This is a genomic window from uncultured Clostridium sp. (genome assembly GCF_934754925.1).
GTDB lineage: Bacteria > Bacillota > Clostridia > Clostridiales > Clostridiaceae > Clostridium.
Map to the genome: position 1 here is coordinate 1 of NZ_CAKVJA010000028.1, position 19,777 is coordinate 19,777.

Annotated in this window: 20 protein-coding genes; 2 read left to right on the top strand and 18 right to left on the bottom strand. The window is 29.1% G+C overall.

Features of this window, described 5'->3' with window-relative positions:
• The first annotated feature begins 99 nt into the window (after window positions 1-99).
• Window positions 100-2,880 carry an ABC transporter ATP-binding protein/permease gene (locus tag Q0G30_RS09645; RefSeq protein WP_294389246.1) on the top strand — a complete coding sequence of 927 codons (2,781 nt, stop codon included), beginning with the start codon at window positions 100-102 and terminating at the stop codon, window positions 2,878-2,880.
• A gap of 80 nt (window positions 2,881-2,960) precedes the next feature.
• On the opposite strand, the gene Q0G30_RS09650 is transcribed toward Q0G30_RS09645, so the two are convergent.
• The 6 genes from Q0G30_RS09650 to Q0G30_RS09675 all read right to left on the bottom strand — a co-directional run bounded on the left by Q0G30_RS09650 (window position 2,961) and on the right by Q0G30_RS09675 (window position 7,566).
• Complete coding sequence (locus Q0G30_RS09650) at window positions 2,961-3,341, bottom strand: thioesterase family protein (protein WP_294389249.1); 381 nt, start codon at window positions 3,339-3,341, stop codon at window positions 2,961-2,963.
• A gap of 151 nt (window positions 3,342-3,492) precedes the next feature.
• Entirely contained in the window at window positions 3,493-3,969 is a 477-nt protein-coding gene (locus tag Q0G30_RS09655) for a methylated-DNA--[protein]-cysteine S-methyltransferase (RefSeq protein WP_294389251.1), read from the bottom strand.
• 140 nt (window positions 3,970-4,109) lie between these two features.
• A complete protein-coding gene (gene rlmD, locus Q0G30_RS09660; protein WP_294389253.1) occupies window positions 4,110-5,465 on the bottom strand; it encodes a 23S rRNA (uracil(1939)-C(5))-methyltransferase RlmD in 1,356 nt (451 codons plus the stop codon).
• A gap of 169 nt (window positions 5,466-5,634) precedes the next feature.
• Entirely contained in the window at window positions 5,635-6,042 is a 408-nt protein-coding gene (locus tag Q0G30_RS09665; RefSeq protein ID WP_294389254.1) for a hypothetical protein, read from the bottom strand.
• A 45-nt stretch (window positions 6,043-6,087) separates the two neighbouring features.
• Window positions 6,088-6,756, bottom strand: coding sequence for a hypothetical protein (locus Q0G30_RS09670; protein WP_294389256.1), 669 nt, complete (start codon window positions 6,754-6,756; stop codon window positions 6,088-6,090).
• Window positions 6,757-6,882: 126 nt separating this feature from the next.
• The gene (locus Q0G30_RS09675) at window positions 6,883-7,566 is read right to left on the bottom strand and encodes a helix-hairpin-helix domain-containing protein (protein ID WP_294389258.1); all 684 of its coding nucleotides are present in this window, start codon (window positions 7,564-7,566) and stop codon (window positions 6,883-6,885) included.
• A gap of 150 nt (window positions 7,567-7,716) precedes the next feature.
• On the opposite strand from Q0G30_RS09675, the gene Q0G30_RS09680 reads away from it, so the two are divergent.
• Window positions 7,717-9,027 carry a D-alanyl-D-alanine carboxypeptidase family protein gene (locus Q0G30_RS09680; RefSeq protein WP_294389260.1) on the top strand — a complete coding sequence of 437 codons (1,311 nt, stop codon included), beginning with the start codon at window positions 7,717-7,719 and terminating at the stop codon, window positions 9,025-9,027.
• 58 nt (window positions 9,028-9,085) lie between these two features.
• On the opposite strand, the gene Q0G30_RS09685 is transcribed toward Q0G30_RS09680, so the two are convergent.
• The 12 genes from Q0G30_RS09685 to Q0G30_RS09740 all read right to left on the bottom strand — a co-directional run bounded on the left by Q0G30_RS09685 (window position 9,086) and on the right by Q0G30_RS09740 (window position 19,639).
• Window positions 9,086-9,985 (bottom strand): RluA family pseudouridine synthase, encoded by a 900-nt coding sequence (locus Q0G30_RS09685; protein WP_294389262.1) that lies wholly within the window; start codon window positions 9,983-9,985, stop codon window positions 9,086-9,088.
• A gap of 162 nt (window positions 9,986-10,147) precedes the next feature.
• Window positions 10,148-11,503 carry an LCP family protein gene (locus tag Q0G30_RS09690; RefSeq protein WP_294389264.1) on the bottom strand — a complete coding sequence of 452 codons (1,356 nt, stop codon included), beginning with the start codon at window positions 11,501-11,503 and terminating at the stop codon, window positions 10,148-10,150.
• A 54-nt stretch (window positions 11,504-11,557) separates the two neighbouring features.
• Complete coding sequence (gene yqeK, locus Q0G30_RS09695) at window positions 11,558-12,133, bottom strand: bis(5'-nucleosyl)-tetraphosphatase (symmetrical) YqeK (protein ID WP_294389266.1); 576 nt, start codon at window positions 12,131-12,133, stop codon at window positions 11,558-11,560.
• A 1-nt stretch (window position 12,134) separates the two neighbouring features.
• Window positions 12,135-12,743: a nicotinate-nucleotide adenylyltransferase gene (gene nadD / locus Q0G30_RS09700; RefSeq protein WP_294389268.1), complete on the bottom strand. Its 609-nt coding sequence runs from the start codon at window positions 12,741-12,743 to the stop codon at window positions 12,135-12,137.
• Window positions 12,744-12,745: 2 nt separating this feature from the next.
• Window positions 12,746-13,051 carry a ribosome assembly RNA-binding protein YhbY gene (gene yhbY, locus Q0G30_RS09705; protein ID WP_195467295.1) on the bottom strand — a complete coding sequence of 102 codons (306 nt, stop codon included), beginning with the start codon at window positions 13,049-13,051 and terminating at the stop codon, window positions 12,746-12,748.
• A gap of 14 nt (window positions 13,052-13,065) precedes the next feature.
• Window positions 13,066-14,352, bottom strand: a complete 1,287-nt coding sequence (gene obgE, locus Q0G30_RS09710; protein ID WP_133014020.1) for a GTPase ObgE — start codon at window positions 14,350-14,352, stop codon at window positions 13,066-13,068.
• Window positions 14,353-14,507: 155 nt separating this feature from the next.
• Window positions 14,508-14,807 (bottom strand): 50S ribosomal protein L27, encoded by a 300-nt coding sequence (gene rpmA / locus Q0G30_RS09715; protein WP_042399852.1) that lies wholly within the window; start codon window positions 14,805-14,807, stop codon window positions 14,508-14,510.
• 5 nt (window positions 14,808-14,812) lie between these two features.
• The gene (locus Q0G30_RS09720; RefSeq protein ID WP_294389271.1) at window positions 14,813-15,187 is read right to left on the bottom strand and encodes a ribosomal-processing cysteine protease Prp; all 375 of its coding nucleotides are present in this window, start codon (window positions 15,185-15,187) and stop codon (window positions 14,813-14,815) included.
• Window positions 15,188-15,196: 9 nt separating this feature from the next.
• Window positions 15,197-15,508 carry a 50S ribosomal protein L21 gene (rplU, locus tag Q0G30_RS09725; protein WP_133014022.1) on the bottom strand — a complete coding sequence of 104 codons (312 nt, stop codon included), beginning with the start codon at window positions 15,506-15,508 and terminating at the stop codon, window positions 15,197-15,199.
• A gap of 131 nt (window positions 15,509-15,639) precedes the next feature.
• Window positions 15,640-17,082, bottom strand: coding sequence for an Rne/Rng family ribonuclease (locus Q0G30_RS09730; RefSeq protein WP_294389274.1), 1,443 nt, complete (start codon window positions 17,080-17,082; stop codon window positions 15,640-15,642).
• A gap of 12 nt (window positions 17,083-17,094) precedes the next feature.
• A complete protein-coding gene (locus Q0G30_RS09735; protein ID WP_294389276.1) occupies window positions 17,095-17,796 on the bottom strand; it encodes a TIGR03936 family radical SAM-associated protein in 702 nt (233 codons plus the stop codon).
• Window positions 17,780-19,639, bottom strand: coding sequence for a TIGR03960 family B12-binding radical SAM protein (locus Q0G30_RS09740; RefSeq protein WP_294389278.1), 1,860 nt, complete (start codon window positions 19,637-19,639; stop codon window positions 17,780-17,782). The genes Q0G30_RS09735 and Q0G30_RS09740 overlap by 17 nt, the downstream gene beginning before the upstream one ends.
• Between the last annotated feature and the right edge of the window lie 138 nt (window positions 19,640-19,777).

Here is a 19,777-nt window from a genome sequence, read left to right on the forward strand (position 1 = left end):
TTAGTTTATTTTTAATTTATAAAAGTAGTATAATATAGATAATATTGTCAAAATAAATACAACTATTATTCCAAATCTAAAAGAAGGAGTGAACGTAACATGCTTCAAGTTCAGAAAATATATAAAAAATACGTTACTGGCGATTTAGAACAAACTGCTCTAAATGGAGTCTCTTTAAATCTAAGAGATAATGAATTCGTTGCAATCTTAGGTCCTAGTGGCTCAGGAAAAACAACATTATTAAATGTTATTGGAGGACTTGACCGTTATGATAGTGGTGATCTAATTATCAATGGAATTTCTACTAAAAAATATAAAGATAGAGATTGGGATTCATATAGAAATCATACTATCGGATTTGTATTTCAAAGCTATAACTTAATTCCTCATCAAACTGTTCTTTCAAATGTTGAGTTAGCTTTAACCATCTCTGGTATATCTAAATCAGAAAGAAGAAAACGTGCAATAGAAGCCCTAGAGAAAGTAGGCCTTGGAAAGCAACTTCATAAAAAACCTAATCAAATGTCTGGTGGTCAAATGCAACGTGTTGCTATTGCAAGAGCTTTAGTAAATGATCCAGAAATATTATTAGCTGATGAACCAACTGGAGCACTTGATAGTGAAACTAGTATTCAAGTTATGGATTTATTAAAAGAAGTAGCTAAAGACAGATTAGTTGTTATGGTAACTCATAATCCTGAATTAGCAGAACAATATGCTAATCGTATTGTTAGAGTAAAAGATGGAAATATTGTAGATGATTCTAACCCTTATGAAGTGGATACTAAAAATATGGCTCCACCAAAACATGCAAATATGGGTAAAGCTTCAATGTCATTACTAACTTCATTATCTCTAAGCTTTAACAATTTAAAAACAAAGAAGGGAAGAACTCTTTTAACTTCATTTGCAGGATCAATTGGTATTATTGGAATTGCCTTAATTTTGTCCCTTAGTAATGGAGTTAATACTTATATTGATAATATTCAAAAAGAGACTATGACATCATATCCAATATCTATTGAGGCTGAAACAATTGACCTTAGTAGTATAATGTCTTCAGGTGGACCTACAGCTGGACAAACTAACGATGCTAATCACGATTTAGATGCAATTTATTCAAATGGATCAGGCCTTGAAATGGCATCTACTATGACAAGTAGTTTTACTGAAAATAATTTAACTGCATTTAAAAAATATTTAGATAATCCTGATAGTGAAATAAATAAATATGTAGGTGAAAATGGTATAATATACTCTTATAATACAAAATTTGGTGTTTATACAAAAGATCCAGATGGGACTTTTGTAAATACAGATGGAAGCACACTAACAGATAAAAATAGTTCTATAAGTACAATGATGGGAATGTCTAATATGTCTCCAATGTCAAACATGTCTGGACTTCCTGGAATGACATCAAGTTCAAGCAACTTTAGTGAATTACTTTCTGGTAAAGATGGTGAATCAGTAAGTGAAGCCGTTAAGGAAAGCTATGACTTGCTATATGGTAGTTGGCCTACTGATTATGATGAAGTTATACTTGCATTAGATGCTAACAATGAAATTTCTAGTACTACACTTTATCAATTAGGTATTTTGCCAAGCTCTGAATATAAGGAGTTAATTAAAAAAATAGAAAACGGTGAAGAAATTAAACTAGAAAGTAAAAGTTGGAATTATGAAGATATATGTAATAAAGAATTCTATATGATTCCTGAATGCGATACTTATATAGCAAATGGCGATGGTACATTTAAATCTATAAAAGAAGATACAGCTGAAATGGAAAAATTAATGAATAACGCTATAAAATTAAAAATAACAGGTGTTGTTCGTCCACAAGAAGATGCTAAAAATGCCTCAATTTCTACTGCACTAGGATATACAAGAGCACTTACTAATTACATTATCCAATATACAGATGATAGTGAAGTTGTTAAAGCTCAAAAAGAAAATCCAACTATTAATGTATTAAATGGTATGGAATTTTCTCCAGCTAGTGATGAAGAAAAAATAGCAGATACAAAGAAATATTTAAGAAGTCTTGGAGTTTCTGATAAAGCAAGTCTCTTTAAGACACTGATGTACTCTATGCAAAGTACAAGTAACGGAATGTTAGATATGAATAATCCATCAATGCAAGCTGGAACACCAGATATATCAACTATGAGTGAAGAGCAACTTGCTGCCATGTTAGATGAATATCTAAAATCCCCTGATAATGATACATTGCTTAAAATTTATGATGCATATATTTCTACAGGAAGTTATGATGATAATATGACTACTTTTGGTGTCGTAAGCTTAGATGCACCTTCTTCTATTAACATATATACAGATAGCTTCGAAAACAAAGAATCTATTTCTGATTGTATTGAGGATTATAATTCAACTGCAAGCGAAGAAGATCAAATTAGTTATACAGATTATATTGGAATACTATTATCTTCTGTTACTACAATAATCAATGTTATATCATATGTACTAATTGCATTTGTAGCAGTTTCTCTTATTGTTTCTTCTATTATGATTGGAATTATTACATTTATATCTGTAATGGAACGTACTAAAGAAATTGGTATTTTACGTGCTATTGGTGCATCAAAACACAATATATCTCAAGTATTTAATGCCGAAACATTTATTATTGGACTTTGCTCTGGAGTATTAGGGGTTGGAATTTCATTGTTATTATTAATTCCTATAAATTCTATTATTCATTCATTATTAGGTATGGATACTGTTAATGCTTCACTACCTATACCTAGTGCAATAATATTAATTATACTTAGCTTGATTCTTACTATTATTGGTGGATTTATACCATCAAAGAAGGCTGCTAAAAAAGATCCTGTTACAGCACTTAGAACAGAATAATTTTAAAAATATAACTTCAAATATTCTTAATAAAATGAGCTATATCAATTCTATTTGATATAGCTCATTTTCGCTTTGTATTATTTATTATCAGTTTTCTTTTGAAAATCTTCATTATCAATTATAAAACGCTCATGTATTCCTTCACCAATTTTCCCACGTTCATCAAATGCTTCAACTTTGAAAACAAGTCTTCTTCTATCTACTTCAATTAACTGACTTTTTGCAGTTACTTCCATACCTATAGGTGTACTAGATAAATGTTTTACATTCATAAGTGTTCCAACGCTACCTTTTCCCTCTTCTAATTCACCTTGAACACTTTTATATGCAGCTTCTTCCATAAGTGCAATCATAGATGGTGTTGCATATACATTTAACTCTCCACTTCTTAAAGTCTTTGCAATATTATTTTCATTTACAGTATCCTTAGCTTCACCAATTATTCCTACATTAATCATTTTATTTCCTCCTACTGCTGTAAAATAACTTAACTGTTAAACTTAAGTAACATCATATATACTCTCTATTATATCATTACTTAAAATATGTAAATATAATAAATATCCTCTATATTAAGTCTTATTTTAAAAGTTTTTGTATTCATTTGTTTTAACTAATTTCATGATTTTTTTCCATATTAAGAAGTTTTTCTTTTACATCTAATCCTCCTGCATAGCCAACTAATTTTCCATTAACTCCAATTACTCTATGGCAAGGAATCATAATCATAATTGGATTTTTATTATTGGCCATTCCAACTGCTCTTGATGCTTTTTCATTCCCAATTAATTTTGCAATTTCTCCATAACTTCTTGTTTCTCCATATGGAATTTCTTTCAAAACATTCCACACCTTTTTTTGAAATTCAGTTCCTTCTGGCTCCAATGGTAAATCAAAAGAATTACGTTTTCCTTCCAAATACTCTTTAATTTCTTTAATAGCTTTTCTCATTAACCATGTTTCTTCTTTTATTTCTACTTCTTTTTCTAAATCCTTATTTACAAAATATAATCTAGTGATTGCCACACCATTTTCCTCTATAGCAATTTCTCCGATCTTCGTATTATAATAGAATGTATTTTTCATTTTTTCTCCTTAAATATTAATAAAAAAATTTTATTATGTTACTTCTATTTTACAAGAAAATCCTCAGTAATATTACTTTGTAATTTATTAATAAAATATTTAAGGAACCACAAGATTTCCTTGTAGTTCCTATTAATTTATTATTTTTTTATTAATCTCACTACAGTTTCAGCATGTGGAGTATTTGGGAACATGTCTTTAACTGTGCTCTTATCAACTTTATATCCATGAGCTAATAATACATCTAAGTTTTCAACCATTGTCTTTGGATTACATGAAACATAAATTATTTCAGGTGCATTAAATCTAATTACATAATCTAAAGCCTTTGGAGAAACACCACTTCTTGGTGGATCTAAGATGATTATATCTGGTTTATCTTTAACTTTCTTAATAGTTTCAGCAACATCACCAGCTATAAACTCACAATTATTTAATCCGTTAAGCTTAGCATTTTCTTTTGCAGCTTCAACAGCTTCTTCAATAAGCTCAAGTCCAACAACCTTCTTAGCATTAGGTGCTGCTATTTGACCAATTGTACCTGTTCCACAATAAAGGTCAAATACAACTTTATTTTCTCCATCACCCATAAAGTCTCTAACTAAGCTATAAAGAGATTCTGCTCCCTTAGAGTTAGTTTGGAAGAATGAGAATGGTGATATTTTAAATTTAAGTCCAAGTAAAGTTTCAACTATGTAATCTCTTCCAAATAATACATTTACCTTTTCAGGTACAACTGCATCAGATAAAGAATTATTTTCAGTATGTAGTATAGATACTAATTCGCCCTTATAATTTTGAGCTTTAAGTAATTCAGTATATTCTGTTAAATCAAAATCAATTTGAGTTGTAGTTACTAAGTTAACCATAAGCTCACCAGTATTAGTAGCTTTTCTAATAACTAAATGTCTTAAATAACCTTCTCTTCTCATTACTCTATAATAAGGTAATCCAGTTTTTCTAAAGTAATCTACAGTTGTTTTAAGAACAGTTCTAAAATCTTCATCAACTATCATACAGTTATCAACAGTTAATACACCAAAAGACTTTCCTTTCATGTGCATTCCTAAAGTAAGTTCTCCACCTTTTTCTAAATCTCCAAAAGTGAATTCCATTTTATTTCTATATTCCCAGCAATTTTCGCTACCCTTTACTCCAAGGTACATTCCCATAGGTAAGTCCTTTTCTTCAAAAAGCTCACAAATTTCATCACTTAATAATTCTAATTGCTTTTCATAAGTTAAATTTTGAGAACTACATCCTCCACATACTCCAAAATGAGGGCATGGTGGTTCTATTTCATATTCAGCTCTTTCAATAACTTCTACAAGCTTAGCTTCAGCATATCCTTCTCTATTTTTCTTAACTGTAGCTTTTACTGTTTGCCCCGGGAAAGCACCTTTTACGTAAATTTTCTTTCCTTCACATTCTGAAATTCCCGTTGAAGGAAACTTTATGTTGTTTATTTTTAATGTTAATTGACTTCCTCTTTTCATCTTACGCTCCAATCTAAAATTAATTATTTATTTAAATTTAATTTTTTCTAAACCTTTAAAATAAAAATATTATATAGAAGAATACCTTTTAACTTCTAACTATTAGTATTATACATTAAAACAAAAATAAAAACACCTCTATAAATTATTATAAAGGTGTCTTCTTAAATTATCTAAAGATGAATTTTTTACCTAAAGTTTTTCCATGTAAGATTTCTTGTAAAATTGGATAGTATAATATATTACTTATTACATAAATAATCATAAATGCTTCTTCTCTTAAAACTACTCTATATCCAAAAACTCTTAGAATCAAATCAAATACTCCAAATATTATCAACGCTAAACCTATAGCAAATATTTGATCTAAGATTCCGCTCAAAACAACTTTTGTATAATGTAATACCTTACCATCAGCCTTTATTTCTTCATCTCTTATAAATTCTCTAGCTTCAGCCGCTTCCTCTTCAGCTAAATATACTTCTGCTTCCTCTAAAACATCTGGTGATACAAAATCATCATTATTTTTAGTTGAATCAGCCTTATTTTCTAGCTTTTCTTCATTGTTATCTACCATTTCTACCTCCATAGAATTTTTATTTATATAATTAAATCTTATTATTTACTTAAAGTTATATACTCTACTTTCTAATTTATAAAGTAAAAAGTCTTCTGTAATTGTTATTGTCTCTTTTAAACCATCAACATTATTTGTTATAGTTTGTATACCCTGATCTGTACCATTTTTAATTACATCATATATCTGTTTATTTAATTCAGTATAATCTCTATCATAGTCTCCAGTAAATGCTTGTGAAAAGGATGCTAATGATAAATTTTCAAATTCAAACTTTCCACCTTCTAATATAGTCTTTTTATCTAGCTTATATCCTAGTTTCATTTCTAATTTTCCATTTGCTAAATCTGAACCATATTGTTTAAAACCAAAATATAAACTTTCTAATCTCTCTGCATCTGGAATATCAAAGTATACATAAGTATCATTAACTGACTCACCATTCTCTTCTTTTATTTCATCTTCTGTAATATCATAATCTAATGAATATCCTTTAGCTGTTGATTCTACACTTGCTAATGATTTTTCATATAATTCTTTAACTTGTTCTCTAGTATAATCTTCTGACCATTTTCCTGGAAGTATATCTACATTTTCAACTGTTGTCTTTTGATTGTCCCCTGTTGCTTTTCCCGCATTGTTGTTACCTGAGCATCCTACCGCACTAATAGCTAACATTGCAACTAATGCTAAAGATATTGCTTTCTTCTTCATGTTCTTACCCCCTACATCATTATTTGACTTAATAATATGTTTTCCTAAATCTTATTAATTATAACATTAATCTCCTATATTTTAAAAGCATTTGATAACATATTTATGTAAAATTCACATTATAATCTACAACTTAATGCTGTCCTTTATTTTTTCAAATGTCTTTTCCCCTATTCCATCAACATTTTTTAACTCATCAATAGACTTAAACCCATTATTTTCTTCCCTATATAAAATTATAGCATTAGCTTTTACTTCTCCTATTCCAGGTATTTCTTTTAACTTACTTAAATCAGAATCATTTATACTTATCCTTTCATCATCACTTTCTTCATTTATTTCATAATCTTCTACTTGTTCCTGCTCTTCTATATCAGTATCATTTATATTTCTAATTATTATTAACTCATGATTTTTTATTTCTTTAGCCCTATTTATATTTGAAATATCTGCTTCTTGTGTTAACCCGCCTGCTACTTCAATTAAATCTTTAATTATGCTTCCTTCGTTTAGAGTATAGACGTCAGGGTTCATTACTTCCCCCTTAATTTCAACTACTATTTTGCTATTAGAATTTCCTTCTAAAATATCATTATCTACTTTATTATTCCTTTCAGTATTACTCTGTAAATAATCTATATTTATATTCTCTTCGGCATTAATACTATCTTCATCTATAAAAATACTTTGCATATATTCATCCTTAAAGACATTCTCTCTGTTTCTTCCATATGTTAACAATGATATACTTACCATTAATATCAAAACTATTATTATTCCTATTACTTTCTTATTCTTTAAATTTTCCATTATATTTATCTATCTCCCTTCCTATACTTTTTATTATAATTATTAACATAAATTCCATATCTAAACTTTTATAAGTAATTTATCTATAGAATTATCTTTATTTTTTTGATAAACTTATAACGTATAAGATATAACTTAAGGGAGAGATTTATGAAAAAATTATTATGCAAAATATTTACTTTAGTATTTTTACTTACAAGCATACTAACTAATTTAACAACAATAAGCTCTTTTGCGATACCTAATTTATATTCTGAGGGTATTTATCTTATGGATGCCACTACAGGAAAAGTACTTTACGAAAAAAATGCTAATGTCCAGTATATGCCCGCTTCAACTACTAAAGTAATGACAGCAATACTCGCATTAGAAAATTGCAAATTAGATGAAGAGGTAACTATAGGTGAAAATCCTCCATTGGCAGATGGATCTGCGATTGGACTTGCTCAAGGTGAAGTTTATACAATGGAAGAATTACTTTTAGGACTACTTCTTGAGTCTGGAAACGATTGTGCTGAAGCAATTGCTGAACATATATCTGGTTCCATTGAAGAATTCGCAAAGTTAATGAATAAAAAAGCTAAAGAACTTGGAGCAACTAATACTAACTTTAAAAATCCAAGTGGATTAACGGAAGAGGGCCATCTTACTACAGCTCATGACTTAGCTTTAATAATGGCCTATGCCTCTAAAAATGAAGATTTTGTTAGAATAGCTAGAACTCCATCTTATTTTTATGAAACTCATCCATTTTCGGATGGTAGCCAAAAATGGGCAATCAATAAAAATCCTTTACTTAAAGAAAATTCTAATTATAAATATCAATATGCTTATTGTGGTAAAACTGGCTATACCATAGCTGCAAATCATTCATATACAGCTGTAGCGAAAAAGGATAATCAAACTATAGTTGGTGCATTTTTAAATGCAACTGATAAAGATGGTTTATATACAAGTGTTGGACAGTTATTTGATTGGGGATTTTCTAACTTTAAAACAGAAAAGATAATTTCTAAAGGTGATAAATTAGATGATTACTCTATAAATGACTCTACTTCTATTCCTTTAGTATCAACAGAAGATATCTATTATACCTTTAATATAGGTAAAGGAGAAAATGCAACGAATCCTAGTATATCAGTAAAATATGATAATAAGGACTTTAGCACTACCTCAATCAAAGAAGGTGATGTATTATTTGATGCTTCACTTTTAATTAATGGTAATAAGGTGTCTGATATTAAGTTAGCTAGCGGCATAGATAGAGAATATACTGCTGAAGATATGGTAAAAAATAATATAATAAATTTTATTTCTAGTAAATATTTTATTCTTGGAATAGTGGCTATTGTTATAATAATTATATTATTTATAATACTAATATTAATAAAGCGTCATAAAAGAAGAAAACGAAGATTTTTAGCAAGACGTTCTTATATAAGAAATAAACATAATTTTTAATTTAAAGTTTAAGAGTTAGAAATAAACTATTTTAATAAGTTATTTCTAACTCTTTATTTTAATTTCTTAGCTTATCTAATAATATTTTTATATCATTTGGTAATTCAGCTCTTAATTCAAGCTCTTTTTTAGTTTTCGGTGATTTAAAATTTAATCCATATGCATGAAGGGCTTGCCTTGGCATAATTTCTGAATCTGATTCATATCCATATAATGTATCTCCATAAATAGGATGACCTAGTGAAGATAAATGCACTCTAATTTGATGTGTTCTACCAGTTTCCAGTAAACATTCCACTAAATCTGCATCATTTAATCTTTCTATAACTTTATAATGAGTAATACTTCTTTGTCCTCTCTCATCTACAACTCTTTTCATACTTCCTGGGATTTCTGGCCTATAAATCGGTTTATCTATCGTTCCTTCCATTTGTTCCATATGACCATGAACTAAAGCTAGATATCTTTTATCTATTTCATTTTGTTGCATATTATTAGATAATTCCATATGAGCATATTGATTTTTAGCAATTATTATTAACCCTGATGTATCCATATCAAGTCTACTAACTAATCTTACTATACAATCCTGATTAGTTTCTTTAAAATAATATAATAATGCATTTGCTAATGTTCCTGATTGATATCTTTTAGTTGGATGAACTACCATATTAGGTCCTTTATTTACAACTATTATTTCACTATCCTCATAAACTATATCTATATCTATTTTTTCTGGCTCAATATTTTGAGTTTCTTTTTTATTTAAGTTAATTACTATATTATCATTTTCTTTTAAAACATAATTCATTCTTACAGGAGTATTATTTACTAGTATTCTTTTATCCAGAGCAGCTCCTCTTATAAGTCTTGATGATAATCCCATCTCTTCTTTTAGATATTCCCTTATCTTTCTTCCTTCAAAGCTCTTTTCTACACTTTTTTCTAAAGTACTCATGCTTTTTTACCCTCCCTTAAATAATTAAGAGTTAAGAATTAAGAATTAAGAATTGGTGCTTAAATTGACTGTTACAATTTATCACATATTATCTTTAAAGTCATTCTGACCTTAAATAAAACTCTTAACTCTATACTCTTAACTCTAAACTAAAATTGTATTTTATTCAAACTCTAAATAATCCTCACCAATTATTATTACTGCATCATAATCTTGATATTCTGAGTTCTTATTCTTTGAAAGATTTTTAATTCCTGTATCATTACTTAATAATTTTTTTAAATCCTTATTATTTGATAATATACTTGATTCCTTACTTTTATCATAATTTCCAGTACTTATATTAGCATACCCTAGTTTTTCTAGTTCTGTTTTTAAGTTACCAGCCAAACCATTTACTCTAGTTGCATTTAAAACTATAATAGAAGAATTCTTTTTTTCCTCACTATTATCTGCTTCACTAGTAATTTTTAATGATTCTAATAATCTCTGATTATATGAAGGATCTGCAATTAAAAAATCTTGCCCATATATTCTTTCATTATATCCTTGTAATGTACTCATAGATATTCCTGAATTACTTATCATCTTTAATCCATACTTTATCATATCTGTACCTGACATATTAGTTACTACATTTTCTTTTATAGCCTTTAAAATATCTGGCACTTGAGTAACTATCATTGGATTAGTACACTTCTCTACTAAAGCAGATATAAATTTTTGTTGATTTTTGATTCTTCCTAAATCCCCATCTTCAAGACCTGTACCATCATTATTCTTTCTCCATCTAAAGAACTCTTCTGCCTTTTGTCCATCTAATAATACTGTTTCACCTTTATTAAAATATATATGAAGATCTTGAGCATCATCATCATAGTACATATCCCTATCTATATACATCTCAACTCCACCAACAGCATCAATTAAATTTCTAAATGCAGCATAATCAATCTCTACAAGATAATTAACCTTTATATCTAATAGGCTCTCAACTTGTTCTATAACTTCTTGTTCTCCACCTAAAACATAAGCAGCATTTATCTTCCAATATGGAATATAATTTCCGTTACCATCATGTGCATTTTCAACCTCAATTAAAGTATCCCTTGGAATAGAAACTACTTTTATATTATCAGTACGCGGATTATAATTTAACAACATCATAGTATCAGTTCTTCTAGCAGAAGTATTTGAAGCGTTCTCTGCATCTCCTATATCCATACCTAATAATAATATATTTACAGTTTCATTTGCCTTTGGCTTAACTCCAGCTATTACATCACTATTATTTAGAGATGCAATAAAAGAAAATAAATATATTCCACCTAGTACTATTAATATCAATATTGTTAAACATGCAGCCTTAATGGCTCTTTTTATAACTGTAGATTTTTTTTCTTTTCTTCTTAATTTCTTTTTTATCTCTAACTTTTCTCTAGGGCTTAACTGCCTTTTATTCTTTTTGTTAGAGATTCCTCTACTATTATTAACTCTGTTATCCATCTTACTTGACATTGTCCTGCCCCTCACCTTATATATACTAATAAAAAAATTAACAATTATTAAAATCTATTCATTCTTAGTATTATATACTAAATAATTTCTTGCTTTAACAGAGTTTATATCTACTGCACAACCTTGCTTTAATAAATATATAGTTGTATGAGTTAATGCTTTTAACATAGCTAGATCTAAATCCTTATAGGCTATTTCTCTAATTTCATCTATGCCATCGAATTTTCTAGACGGTTCTATTAAATCTGCTAGGTATACTATCTTTTCAAGATTAGTCATATTTTCTTTACCTGTAGTATGCCATCTCATAGCATTTAAAACTTCTTCATCTTCTATTCCAAAAACTTTTCTAGCTATTACAGGTGCAATTATAGAATGCCATAATTCTTGTGTATTTTCTTCATCAATTGATAAAATAATATTCTCATTATCTATTAATTTTCTCAATTCTTCATTGCTCATATTTTTTGCAACATCATGGCAAAGAGCTGCTATTTCAGCTTTACTTTTATCTTCTCCATAAATTTCAGCAAGCTTAATGGCAGTATTAACTACACCTAAAGTATGCCCATACCTAGATGGCTTTAAATTATTCTTTAAATAACCCTTTATCTCTTCTACTCCCCACATTTTAATCTCCCCTATATAAGTTATTATATTTTATATATTCCATTACTTCCTTAGACATGAAGAAATCAACTTTTTTTCCATGTAATATTCTCTCCCTAATCATAGAGGAAGAAATATCTAGATTAATTACATCTAATAAAATTATATTGCAATTATATTTTTCTTGTAATTTTTCCTTTTGCTCTTCAAGAATTTCCTTTGTATATTCTCCCCTATTAAAAGCTACAAATGTACAATTACCTAATACTAACTCAGGATTTTTCCACTTTTCTATATCCATTAAAGAATCAGCTCCAGCAATGAAGAAGACTTCAACATCTTCTTCATCACCTTTTAAATATCTTAAAGTTTCATAAGTATAACTATATCCTTGTTTCTGTATTTCATAATCACTAATTTCAAATCCAGAATAATCTTTTATAGCCATTTTAACCATATCATATCTATAATTAGAATCTATTACTGGACTGTCTTTTTTATGTGGCGGATTTCCTGCCACCATAAATATAACCTTATCTAAATTCAAAGCCTCTTTAGCTTCATATGCAATATATAAATGTGCTAAATGTATGGGGTTAAATGTCCCACCCATCATACCATATCTTTTCATAACTATTTATTTTTCCCTTGAGGTAACTCTATTTTAGGCTTCTTTTCAGACTTCTTGTATAATACAATTTTACTTCCTATAGCCTGAACTCCTTCACATCCTATAAGTTTGCATATTTCATCAGAAACTTCTCTAGCAGCTAATCCACTATTTTCTAAAACTTTTATTTTTATAAGTTCTCTAGCTTCTAATGCTTCTTCTAATTGTCTTAAGAATGTTTCTTCAACACCATTTTTACCTATTTGGAATATTGGTGTCATTGTATTTGCAAGCCCTCTTAAATAAGCTCTTTGTTTTCCTGTTATCATATACCTTACTCCTCCTATAATATATACTCGAATTCGAAGTCATTTAATCTAACCATGTCTCCGTCTTGTACACCCATCTCTCTAATTTGTTGTAATACTCCCTTATTATTAAGTACCTTATGGAAGTATCTTAATGAATCTGCATCATGAATGTTTACAGATGCAAGTAATCTATCAACAAATGATCCTGTAACAACATATGTGTTGTACTCTTCACCTTCTTCAACGTTGATTTCATATGTAAATCTCTTTTCTTCTTCAACGTATCTTTCTTCTTCTGGTATTTCTAAATCCATTAATGGAATTTCTGTTAACATCTTACCAGCTTCCTTAATAACTTCATCAACACCAGCTTTAGTTGCTGCTGACATCTTAAATACTTTATCAAAGCCTAATTCATTAACTTTCTTCTTAAAGTCTTCAAATACTTCTTCATCATAAAGCATATCAGCTTTATTAGCTACAACAATTTGTGGTCTATCCCAAAGCTTTACAGAATATTTCTTAAGTTCTTCATTTATCTTAACAAAGTCTTCGAAAGCATCTCTACCTTCAACACCTGATATATCAACAACATGTATTAATAGTCTTGTTCTTTCTATATGTCTTAAGAAATCAAGTCCTAATCCTACACCTTCAGCTGCCCCTTCAATTATTCCAGGAATATCAGCCATAACAAATGAATTAATCCCTTCAGCTTTAACAACTCCTAAATTTGGCTTTAAAGTTGTAAAGTGATAGTTTGCTATTTTAGGCTTAGCAGCTGTAACAGTTGATAATAAAGTTGACTTTCCTACATTAGGGAATCCAACTAATCCAACGTCTGCAAGTAATTTTAATTCAAGCATTAAAGTTCTTTCTTCTGCTGGCATACCTGGCTCTGCAAAGTGTGGTGCCTGTCTTGTTGGTGTACAGAACTTGCAATTTCCTTTACCACCCTTACCACCTCTTGCAATAACATATGTGTCATCCTTATGAGAAAGGTCAGCAATAACTTTATTACTTTCAAAATCTCTAATAATAGTTCCCATTGGAACTCTTATGTATAAATCTTCTCCATCCTTACCATAGCATTTAGAACCTGAACCATTACCTCCAGATTCAGCTATAAACTTTTTCTTATATTTGAAGTCTAAAAGTGTTGTTAATCCAGTATCTACTGTAAATATAACACTACCACCTTTTCCTCCATCTCCACCATCTGGTCCTCCTAATGGAACGTACTTTTCTCTTCTAAATGTAACAGCACCATTTCCACCGGCACCTGATCTAACTAATATCTTGGCTCTATCTATAAACATAGTTACTATCCTCCTTGTAACTTCTTAATGTTAAACGTAATAATTCATCTTTATTATTCCATAACATATATATTTTATAATAGTATATATAAAAAAGATATTTATTACAAGAATAAAAGCACCCTTACGGGTGCTTTTACCTATATAAAATATAATTATTCAGCTATTTCTTCAACGCTTACTGGGTAAACAGAAACTTTCTTCTTGTCTCTTCCCATTCTTTCGAATCTTACGATTCCGTCTTCTTTAGCAAATAAAGTGTCATCTCCACCCTTACCAACGTTTAGACCTGGGTGAATCTTAGTTCCTCTTTGTCTGTAAAGGATGTTTCCAGCTAAAACGAATTCTCCGTCTGCAGCCTTAGCACCTAATCTTTTAGATTCAGAATCTCTACCATTCTTTGAACTACCTACCCCTTTCTTGTGGGCAAATAATTGAAGGTTCATCATTAACATACTCATTACACCTCCTCGAATTTTATTTTTATATATTTATTCCGTCTATTTTTACCAAAACTAGCTTCAAGGGACATCATTAAACTTTCTAAGCTTTTTTCAAAGGTTAAAAGTAATACTTGCCCTCTCTCAATATCTTCTTTTTTAAGATTAGTTAAATCTAATGATAAAAATCCATCATTTATTTCATACTTTATTGGTAGCTTTAAAACTTCCTGCATGCCTATTACAGCACTTTGAGACAATACTGAAACACTATTACAGATCATATCATATGCATCACCTGTAGTACTTTCAATTTCTTCTCTTGATAAAGCATGACCCTCTATCTTAAATCCGAGAGATATATGTTTTTGCTTAAATATAATAACCTTAATCATAACTTAAAATTAAGCTTCGATTTTTTCGATTACTAATTTAGTGTAAGGTTGTCTGTGACCAGTCTTCTTTCTGTAGTCCTTCTTTGGCTTATACTTGAAAACTGTGATTTTCTTAGCTTTTCCTTGAGCTGCTACCTTAGCAACAACTTTAGCTCCAGCAACTACTGGTGCACCAACTGTTAAAGTTTCTCCGTTAGAAACAGCTAAAACCTCTGTTAATTCTACTGTTGATTCAACTTCAGCGTTTAATTTTTCAACGTATATTACGTCTCCTTCTTGAACTCTGTATTGTTTTCCTCCAGTTAATACTACTGCGTACATTAAAACACCTCCTCTTAAACGGTCTCGCCAATGTAGGTACAAAGATTTAACTTTGTTTTTATTAAAACCCGTTATGTGCGGTTTACATATGACATTTTATCATATAAAAATACATTTTGTAAAGAAATTTATTATACTTTTTCAATTGTTTTTATCTTGTACTTTTGGTAATTTTCTTTTTGATTAGAGAATATAAGTGGTTCAACCCTGTACCCCTCTATATCATCAACAAAACTTAAATAAATTTCTTTATCTAATCCATCAATATTTTTTAAAAACTTAAATAAATCACCTTTTATATCTTCTTCATAATTTTTATCTATTTCAACATAAAAATCATTTATAGAGTTTTCCTTTGAACATTTTATAATTTCATTTCTAATAAGAGTCTCTATATAAGATAACCTTAAAACAAATCCATTACTTTTACATTTTCTACAAGGCTCTTCTAAATATTCATAAATAGATTTACCTCTTCTTTTTCTACTTATTTGGATTAAATCAAGTTCTGTGAAAGGAAAAATCTTAACATTTCCCTTATCTGCTGATAAAGCCTTTTTAAGTTCTTTAAGCACTGGTATCTTTTGCTTTTCATCTCTCATATCAATGAAATCAACAACTATTATCCCACTTAAGTTTCTTAATCTAATTTGTCTTCCAACCTCTTTTGCAGCCTCTAAATTAGTTTGCATTATAGTTTTATTAAAATCTCTACCTTTTGTATTTTTTCCACTATTAACATCTATTACATACATAGCTTCAGTTTTATCTATTACGATATATCCACCACAAGGTATATTAACTTTTTTATGCCTTAACTTAATTATTTCTTTTTCTATTCCACTATAATCAAATAAAGTCCTTGTACCTTCATATAGCTTAAATTCAACATTGTTATGATTATCGATTAAGCCCTTTATCATTTCTAAAAATTCTAAACTGTCTACTACAATTTTAGTCTTTCTATTATCAAGCTCCTCAAAAAATCTTGTAATTAAGCTATTTGATTTAATCTTACCTATATTTTTAGAGTATTTAAGTTTTCTTTCCATTTCATCTTTTTTATTTAAAAGATAATTCAGCTCTTCATTTAACTCTTCATCACTTGCAGATTCAGCATCTGTTCTAAATACTATTCCAACTCCTCTAATTGGATTTATTAAAGTAGTTAATCTTCTTTTTTGATCTACATCAGAAATTCGTTTTGATAAAGTTATTCCTTCATCTCCTAATGTTAAAACAATAAACTTACCTAATATCGCTACTTTATTGCTGACTTTAGCACCTTTATTTCCTAAAGGCTCCTTTAAAACTTCTACTAATAACTCTTGACCTTTTTTTATTCCGCTTCTTTTTAATTCTTCACTATAATACATATAAGCTTCCTTTTCTAAACCTATATCTAAAAATACAGAATTAATTCCAGGAAGTATATTTTTTACTCTAGCTTTATAAACTTCTCCAATCTGTGGATTAATGGAGTCCTCTTCTACAAGGCACTCCATTAATTCATCATCTTCTTTTACAGCAATTCTAATTAAACTTTCTCTTCTTTCAACGAAAATTTCTCTCATATTAAAACTACCTTAAATCCCCTTATATAAAGGAACATATTTATTATTTTTTAATATATACATTTCTTCTCTCTTTATATTTACAAAAGAATCCATATTTATTTCTGATATTTTACCTTTTAAATAAGTTACTAAAAGATCTGCAGAAAGATTTTCCCTACTTCCAGTTGATATTAATGTATTTAAAACTAATTCATTATCTTTTACCCAATATTTAAACTCTTTAACAAAAGGCTTTATGTCAGTAAGTTTTTCTCCTTTTTTAGTTTTCTTAACTATCTCCCATTTATCTTCATTTAGAGTCTTCATCATTTCTTCTTCAACTTTAGAAGTTCCATTAAGTTTTATCTTAATTATATATCTTGCTCCATCTAAAAGTGCCATTGCTTGTGGTAATCTCTTAACATTTTCTACTATTTCAACTGGTGTTGCATGTAAAAATTTAATTGTTGGAGGAGCACTTGCATTTAATTTTTCTATAACTTCTCCTACTCCAAGGGATTCTGTTAAAACTAAATCTAAATATTCCCCATCAGAATAAACTCCAACTGAAAGTGGTTGTGCTATTGATAAAGACATATGAGGATTAAATCCCTTTGAATATTCAACTGGTAATCCTGATCTTTTTATTATTCTTTGAATTGTTCTCATTAAATCTAAGTGACCAATAAATTTAATATTTTCACCCTTAGTAAACTTAATTACGTATCGCACCTTCGAAACACTTCCCTTCCTTAAAGTTTATGTTTATTCCACATCCTGTACAACCTTCTAAACAGTTCTTAGTAAGCTCAGCTTTTTTTGCTTTTTCATTTTCTCTTTCAAGATACTTTCTATTAACACCAATGTCTATGAAATCCCATGGAAGTACTTCTTCATAGCTTCTATCTCTATATACATAGAAATCTGGATCTAAATTACACTCAGCCATTGCTTCATTCCATATATCCATATTGAAGTATTCTGACCATCCGTCAAATTTAGCACCTTTTTCAAAGGCCTTTATTAAAACATCACAAGTTCTTCTATCACCTCTTGCAAATACAGCTTCCATAAATGAAGTTTCTTGCTCATGATAGTTATAAACTATACTTCTTGATTTTATTGCACCTCTAACAGCTTTTATTCTTTCATCTACTATTTCCGGTCTAGCCATTGGAGCCCATTGGAATGGAGTAAATGGTTTTGGAACTAATATAGACGTACTTACTGTAATTTTTAATCCCTTATTTCTAATATTTTTTGGAACTCCAAAATAAACATCAGCCATCTTTTCTGCTAATTCTCCAATTCCTGCTGCATCCTCTGTTGTTTCATAAGGTAATCCTAATATGAAGTATAATTTAATAGTACTCCATCCTGATTCAAAAGCACTTTTAGCAGCTTCTAAAATTCTTTCTTCAGTTAACCCCTTATTTATTATGTCTCTCATTCTTTGAGAACCAGCTTCAGGAGCAAAAGTTAATCCAGTTTTTCTAACTTTTTGAATTTCTTTAATTAAATCTACTGAGAAAGCATCAACTCTTATTGATGGAAGAGCTATACCTACCTTATCTCCTTCATGTTCTAAAATTAAACTAGATATTAGATTTTGAATGTTAGAGTAGTCACAAATACTTAAAGATGCTAATGATACTTCATTATATCCAGTAGCCTTAAGAGCCCTTCTAGCTTGTTCTAATAATGTATTTGTAGTTTTTTCTCTAACAGGTCTATAAATCATTCCCGCTTGGCAGAATCTACAACCATTAGTACATCCTCTAGCAGTTTCTAATACAACTCTATCATGAACTATTTCAGTATAAGGAACTATCATTTCATCTGGAAATGCCACTGAGTCAAAATCATTAACTATTCTCTTTTTAATTTTAGCTGGAACATCTTCATATTTAGGCTTAAACTCTTTTATAGTTCCATCTTCGTTATATGTAACATCATAAAGACTTGGAACATAAATTCCACCTATCTTTGATATTTCTCTTAAGAATTCCTTTTTATTAACCTTTCCATTAGCCTTATGTCTTGCATAAACCTCTAAAACATCGTTCATCATTTCTTCACCTTCACCAATTTCGAAGAAATCTACGATATCATATAAAGGTTCTGGGTTATATGCACAAGGTCCTCCAGCCATAATTATTGGCTCATCTTCTCCTCTTTCACTTGCTCTTATAGTTATACCTGACATATCAAGCATATTTAATATATTTGTATAACTCATTTCATATTGAAGGGTAAAGCCTAACATATCAAATTTATCTAATGAAGTTTTAGTTTCTAAAGAAAATAACTTTATATTATTTTTTCTCATTAAATCTTCCATGTCTGGCCATGGTGTGAAAACTCTTTCACAATATGTATCTTTTCTCTCATTTATAGTATGATATAAAATTCTTGTTCCTAAGTGAGACATCCCCACTTCGTATACATCTGGAAAACAAAATGCAAATCTTATATTAACATCTTCTGGATTTTTTATAACTTGATTTAACTCTCCACCTACATATCTAGATGGTTTTTCTACTTTACATAAAATATCATCAGTTATTTTATTCATAAGAACCTCCTCTAATTTAGTGACAAGTTACAATTGACAAGTTATGATTTTAGGAAAAAATTCAGCTTAAGCTGAATTTTAAAAATTATATTTTAAAAACTCCTATTGAAGTTTTATCCTTAACTTGAAACTTGCCAC

What these genes read in the sequence shown, in the direction of transcription:
- Q0G30_RS09645 (WP_294389246.1), top strand. Translation starts at nt 100, where the DNA reads ATGCTTCAAGTTCAGAAAATATATAAAAAATACGTTACTGGCGATTTA.
- Q0G30_RS09650 (WP_294389249.1), bottom strand. Translation starts at nt 3,341, where the DNA reads ATGATTAATGTAGGAATAATTGGTGAAGCTAAGGATACTGTAAATGAA.
- Q0G30_RS09655 (WP_294389251.1), bottom strand. Translation starts at nt 3,969, where the DNA reads ATGAAAAATACATTCTATTATAATACGAAGATCGGAGAAATTGCTATA.
- rlmD (WP_294389253.1), bottom strand. Translation starts at nt 5,465, where the DNA reads ATGAAAAGAGGAAGTCAATTAACATTAAAAATAAACAACATAAAGTTT.
- Q0G30_RS09665 (WP_294389254.1), bottom strand. Translation starts at nt 6,042, where the DNA reads ATGGTAGATAACAATGAAGAAAAGCTAGAAAATAAGGCTGATTCAACT.
- Q0G30_RS09670 (WP_294389256.1), bottom strand. Translation starts at nt 6,756, where the DNA reads ATGAAGAAGAAAGCAATATCTTTAGCATTAGTTGCAATGTTAGCTATT.
- Q0G30_RS09675 (WP_294389258.1), bottom strand. Translation starts at nt 7,566, where the DNA reads ATGGAAAATTTAAAGAATAAGAAAGTAATAGGAATAATAATAGTTTTG.
- Q0G30_RS09680 (WP_294389260.1), top strand. Translation starts at nt 7,717, where the DNA reads ATGAAAAAATTATTATGCAAAATATTTACTTTAGTATTTTTACTTACA.
- Q0G30_RS09685 (WP_294389262.1), bottom strand. Translation starts at nt 9,985, where the DNA reads ATGAGTACTTTAGAAAAAAGTGTAGAAAAGAGCTTTGAAGGAAGAAAG.
- Q0G30_RS09690 (WP_294389264.1), bottom strand. Translation starts at nt 11,503, where the DNA reads ATGTCAAGTAAGATGGATAACAGAGTTAATAATAGTAGAGGAATCTCT.
- yqeK (WP_294389266.1), bottom strand. Translation starts at nt 12,133, where the DNA reads ATGTGGGGAGTAGAAGAGATAAAGGGTTATTTAAAGAATAATTTAAAG.
- nadD (WP_294389268.1), bottom strand. Translation starts at nt 12,743, where the DNA reads ATGAAAAGATATGGTATGATGGGTGGGACATTTAACCCCATACATTTA.
- yhbY (WP_195467295.1), bottom strand. Translation starts at nt 13,051, where the DNA reads ATGATAACAGGAAAACAAAGAGCTTATTTAAGAGGGCTTGCAAATACA.
- obgE (WP_133014020.1), bottom strand. Translation starts at nt 14,352, where the DNA reads ATGTTTATAGATAGAGCCAAGATATTAGTTAGATCAGGTGCCGGTGGA.
- rpmA (WP_042399852.1), bottom strand. Translation starts at nt 14,807, where the DNA reads ATGTTAATGATGAACCTTCAATTATTTGCCCACAAGAAAGGGGTAGGT.
- Q0G30_RS09720 (WP_294389271.1), bottom strand. Translation starts at nt 15,187, where the DNA reads ATGATTAAGGTTATTATATTTAAGCAAAAACATATATCTCTCGGATTT.
- rplU (WP_133014022.1), bottom strand. Translation starts at nt 15,508, where the DNA reads ATGTACGCAGTAGTATTAACTGGAGGAAAACAATACAGAGTTCAAGAA.
- Q0G30_RS09730 (WP_294389274.1), bottom strand. Translation starts at nt 17,082, where the DNA reads ATGAGAGAAATTTTCGTTGAAAGAAGAGAAAGTTTAATTAGAATTGCT.
- Q0G30_RS09740 (WP_294389278.1), bottom strand. Translation starts at nt 19,639, where the DNA reads ATGAATAAAATAACTGATGATATTTTATGTAAAGTAGAAAAACCATCT.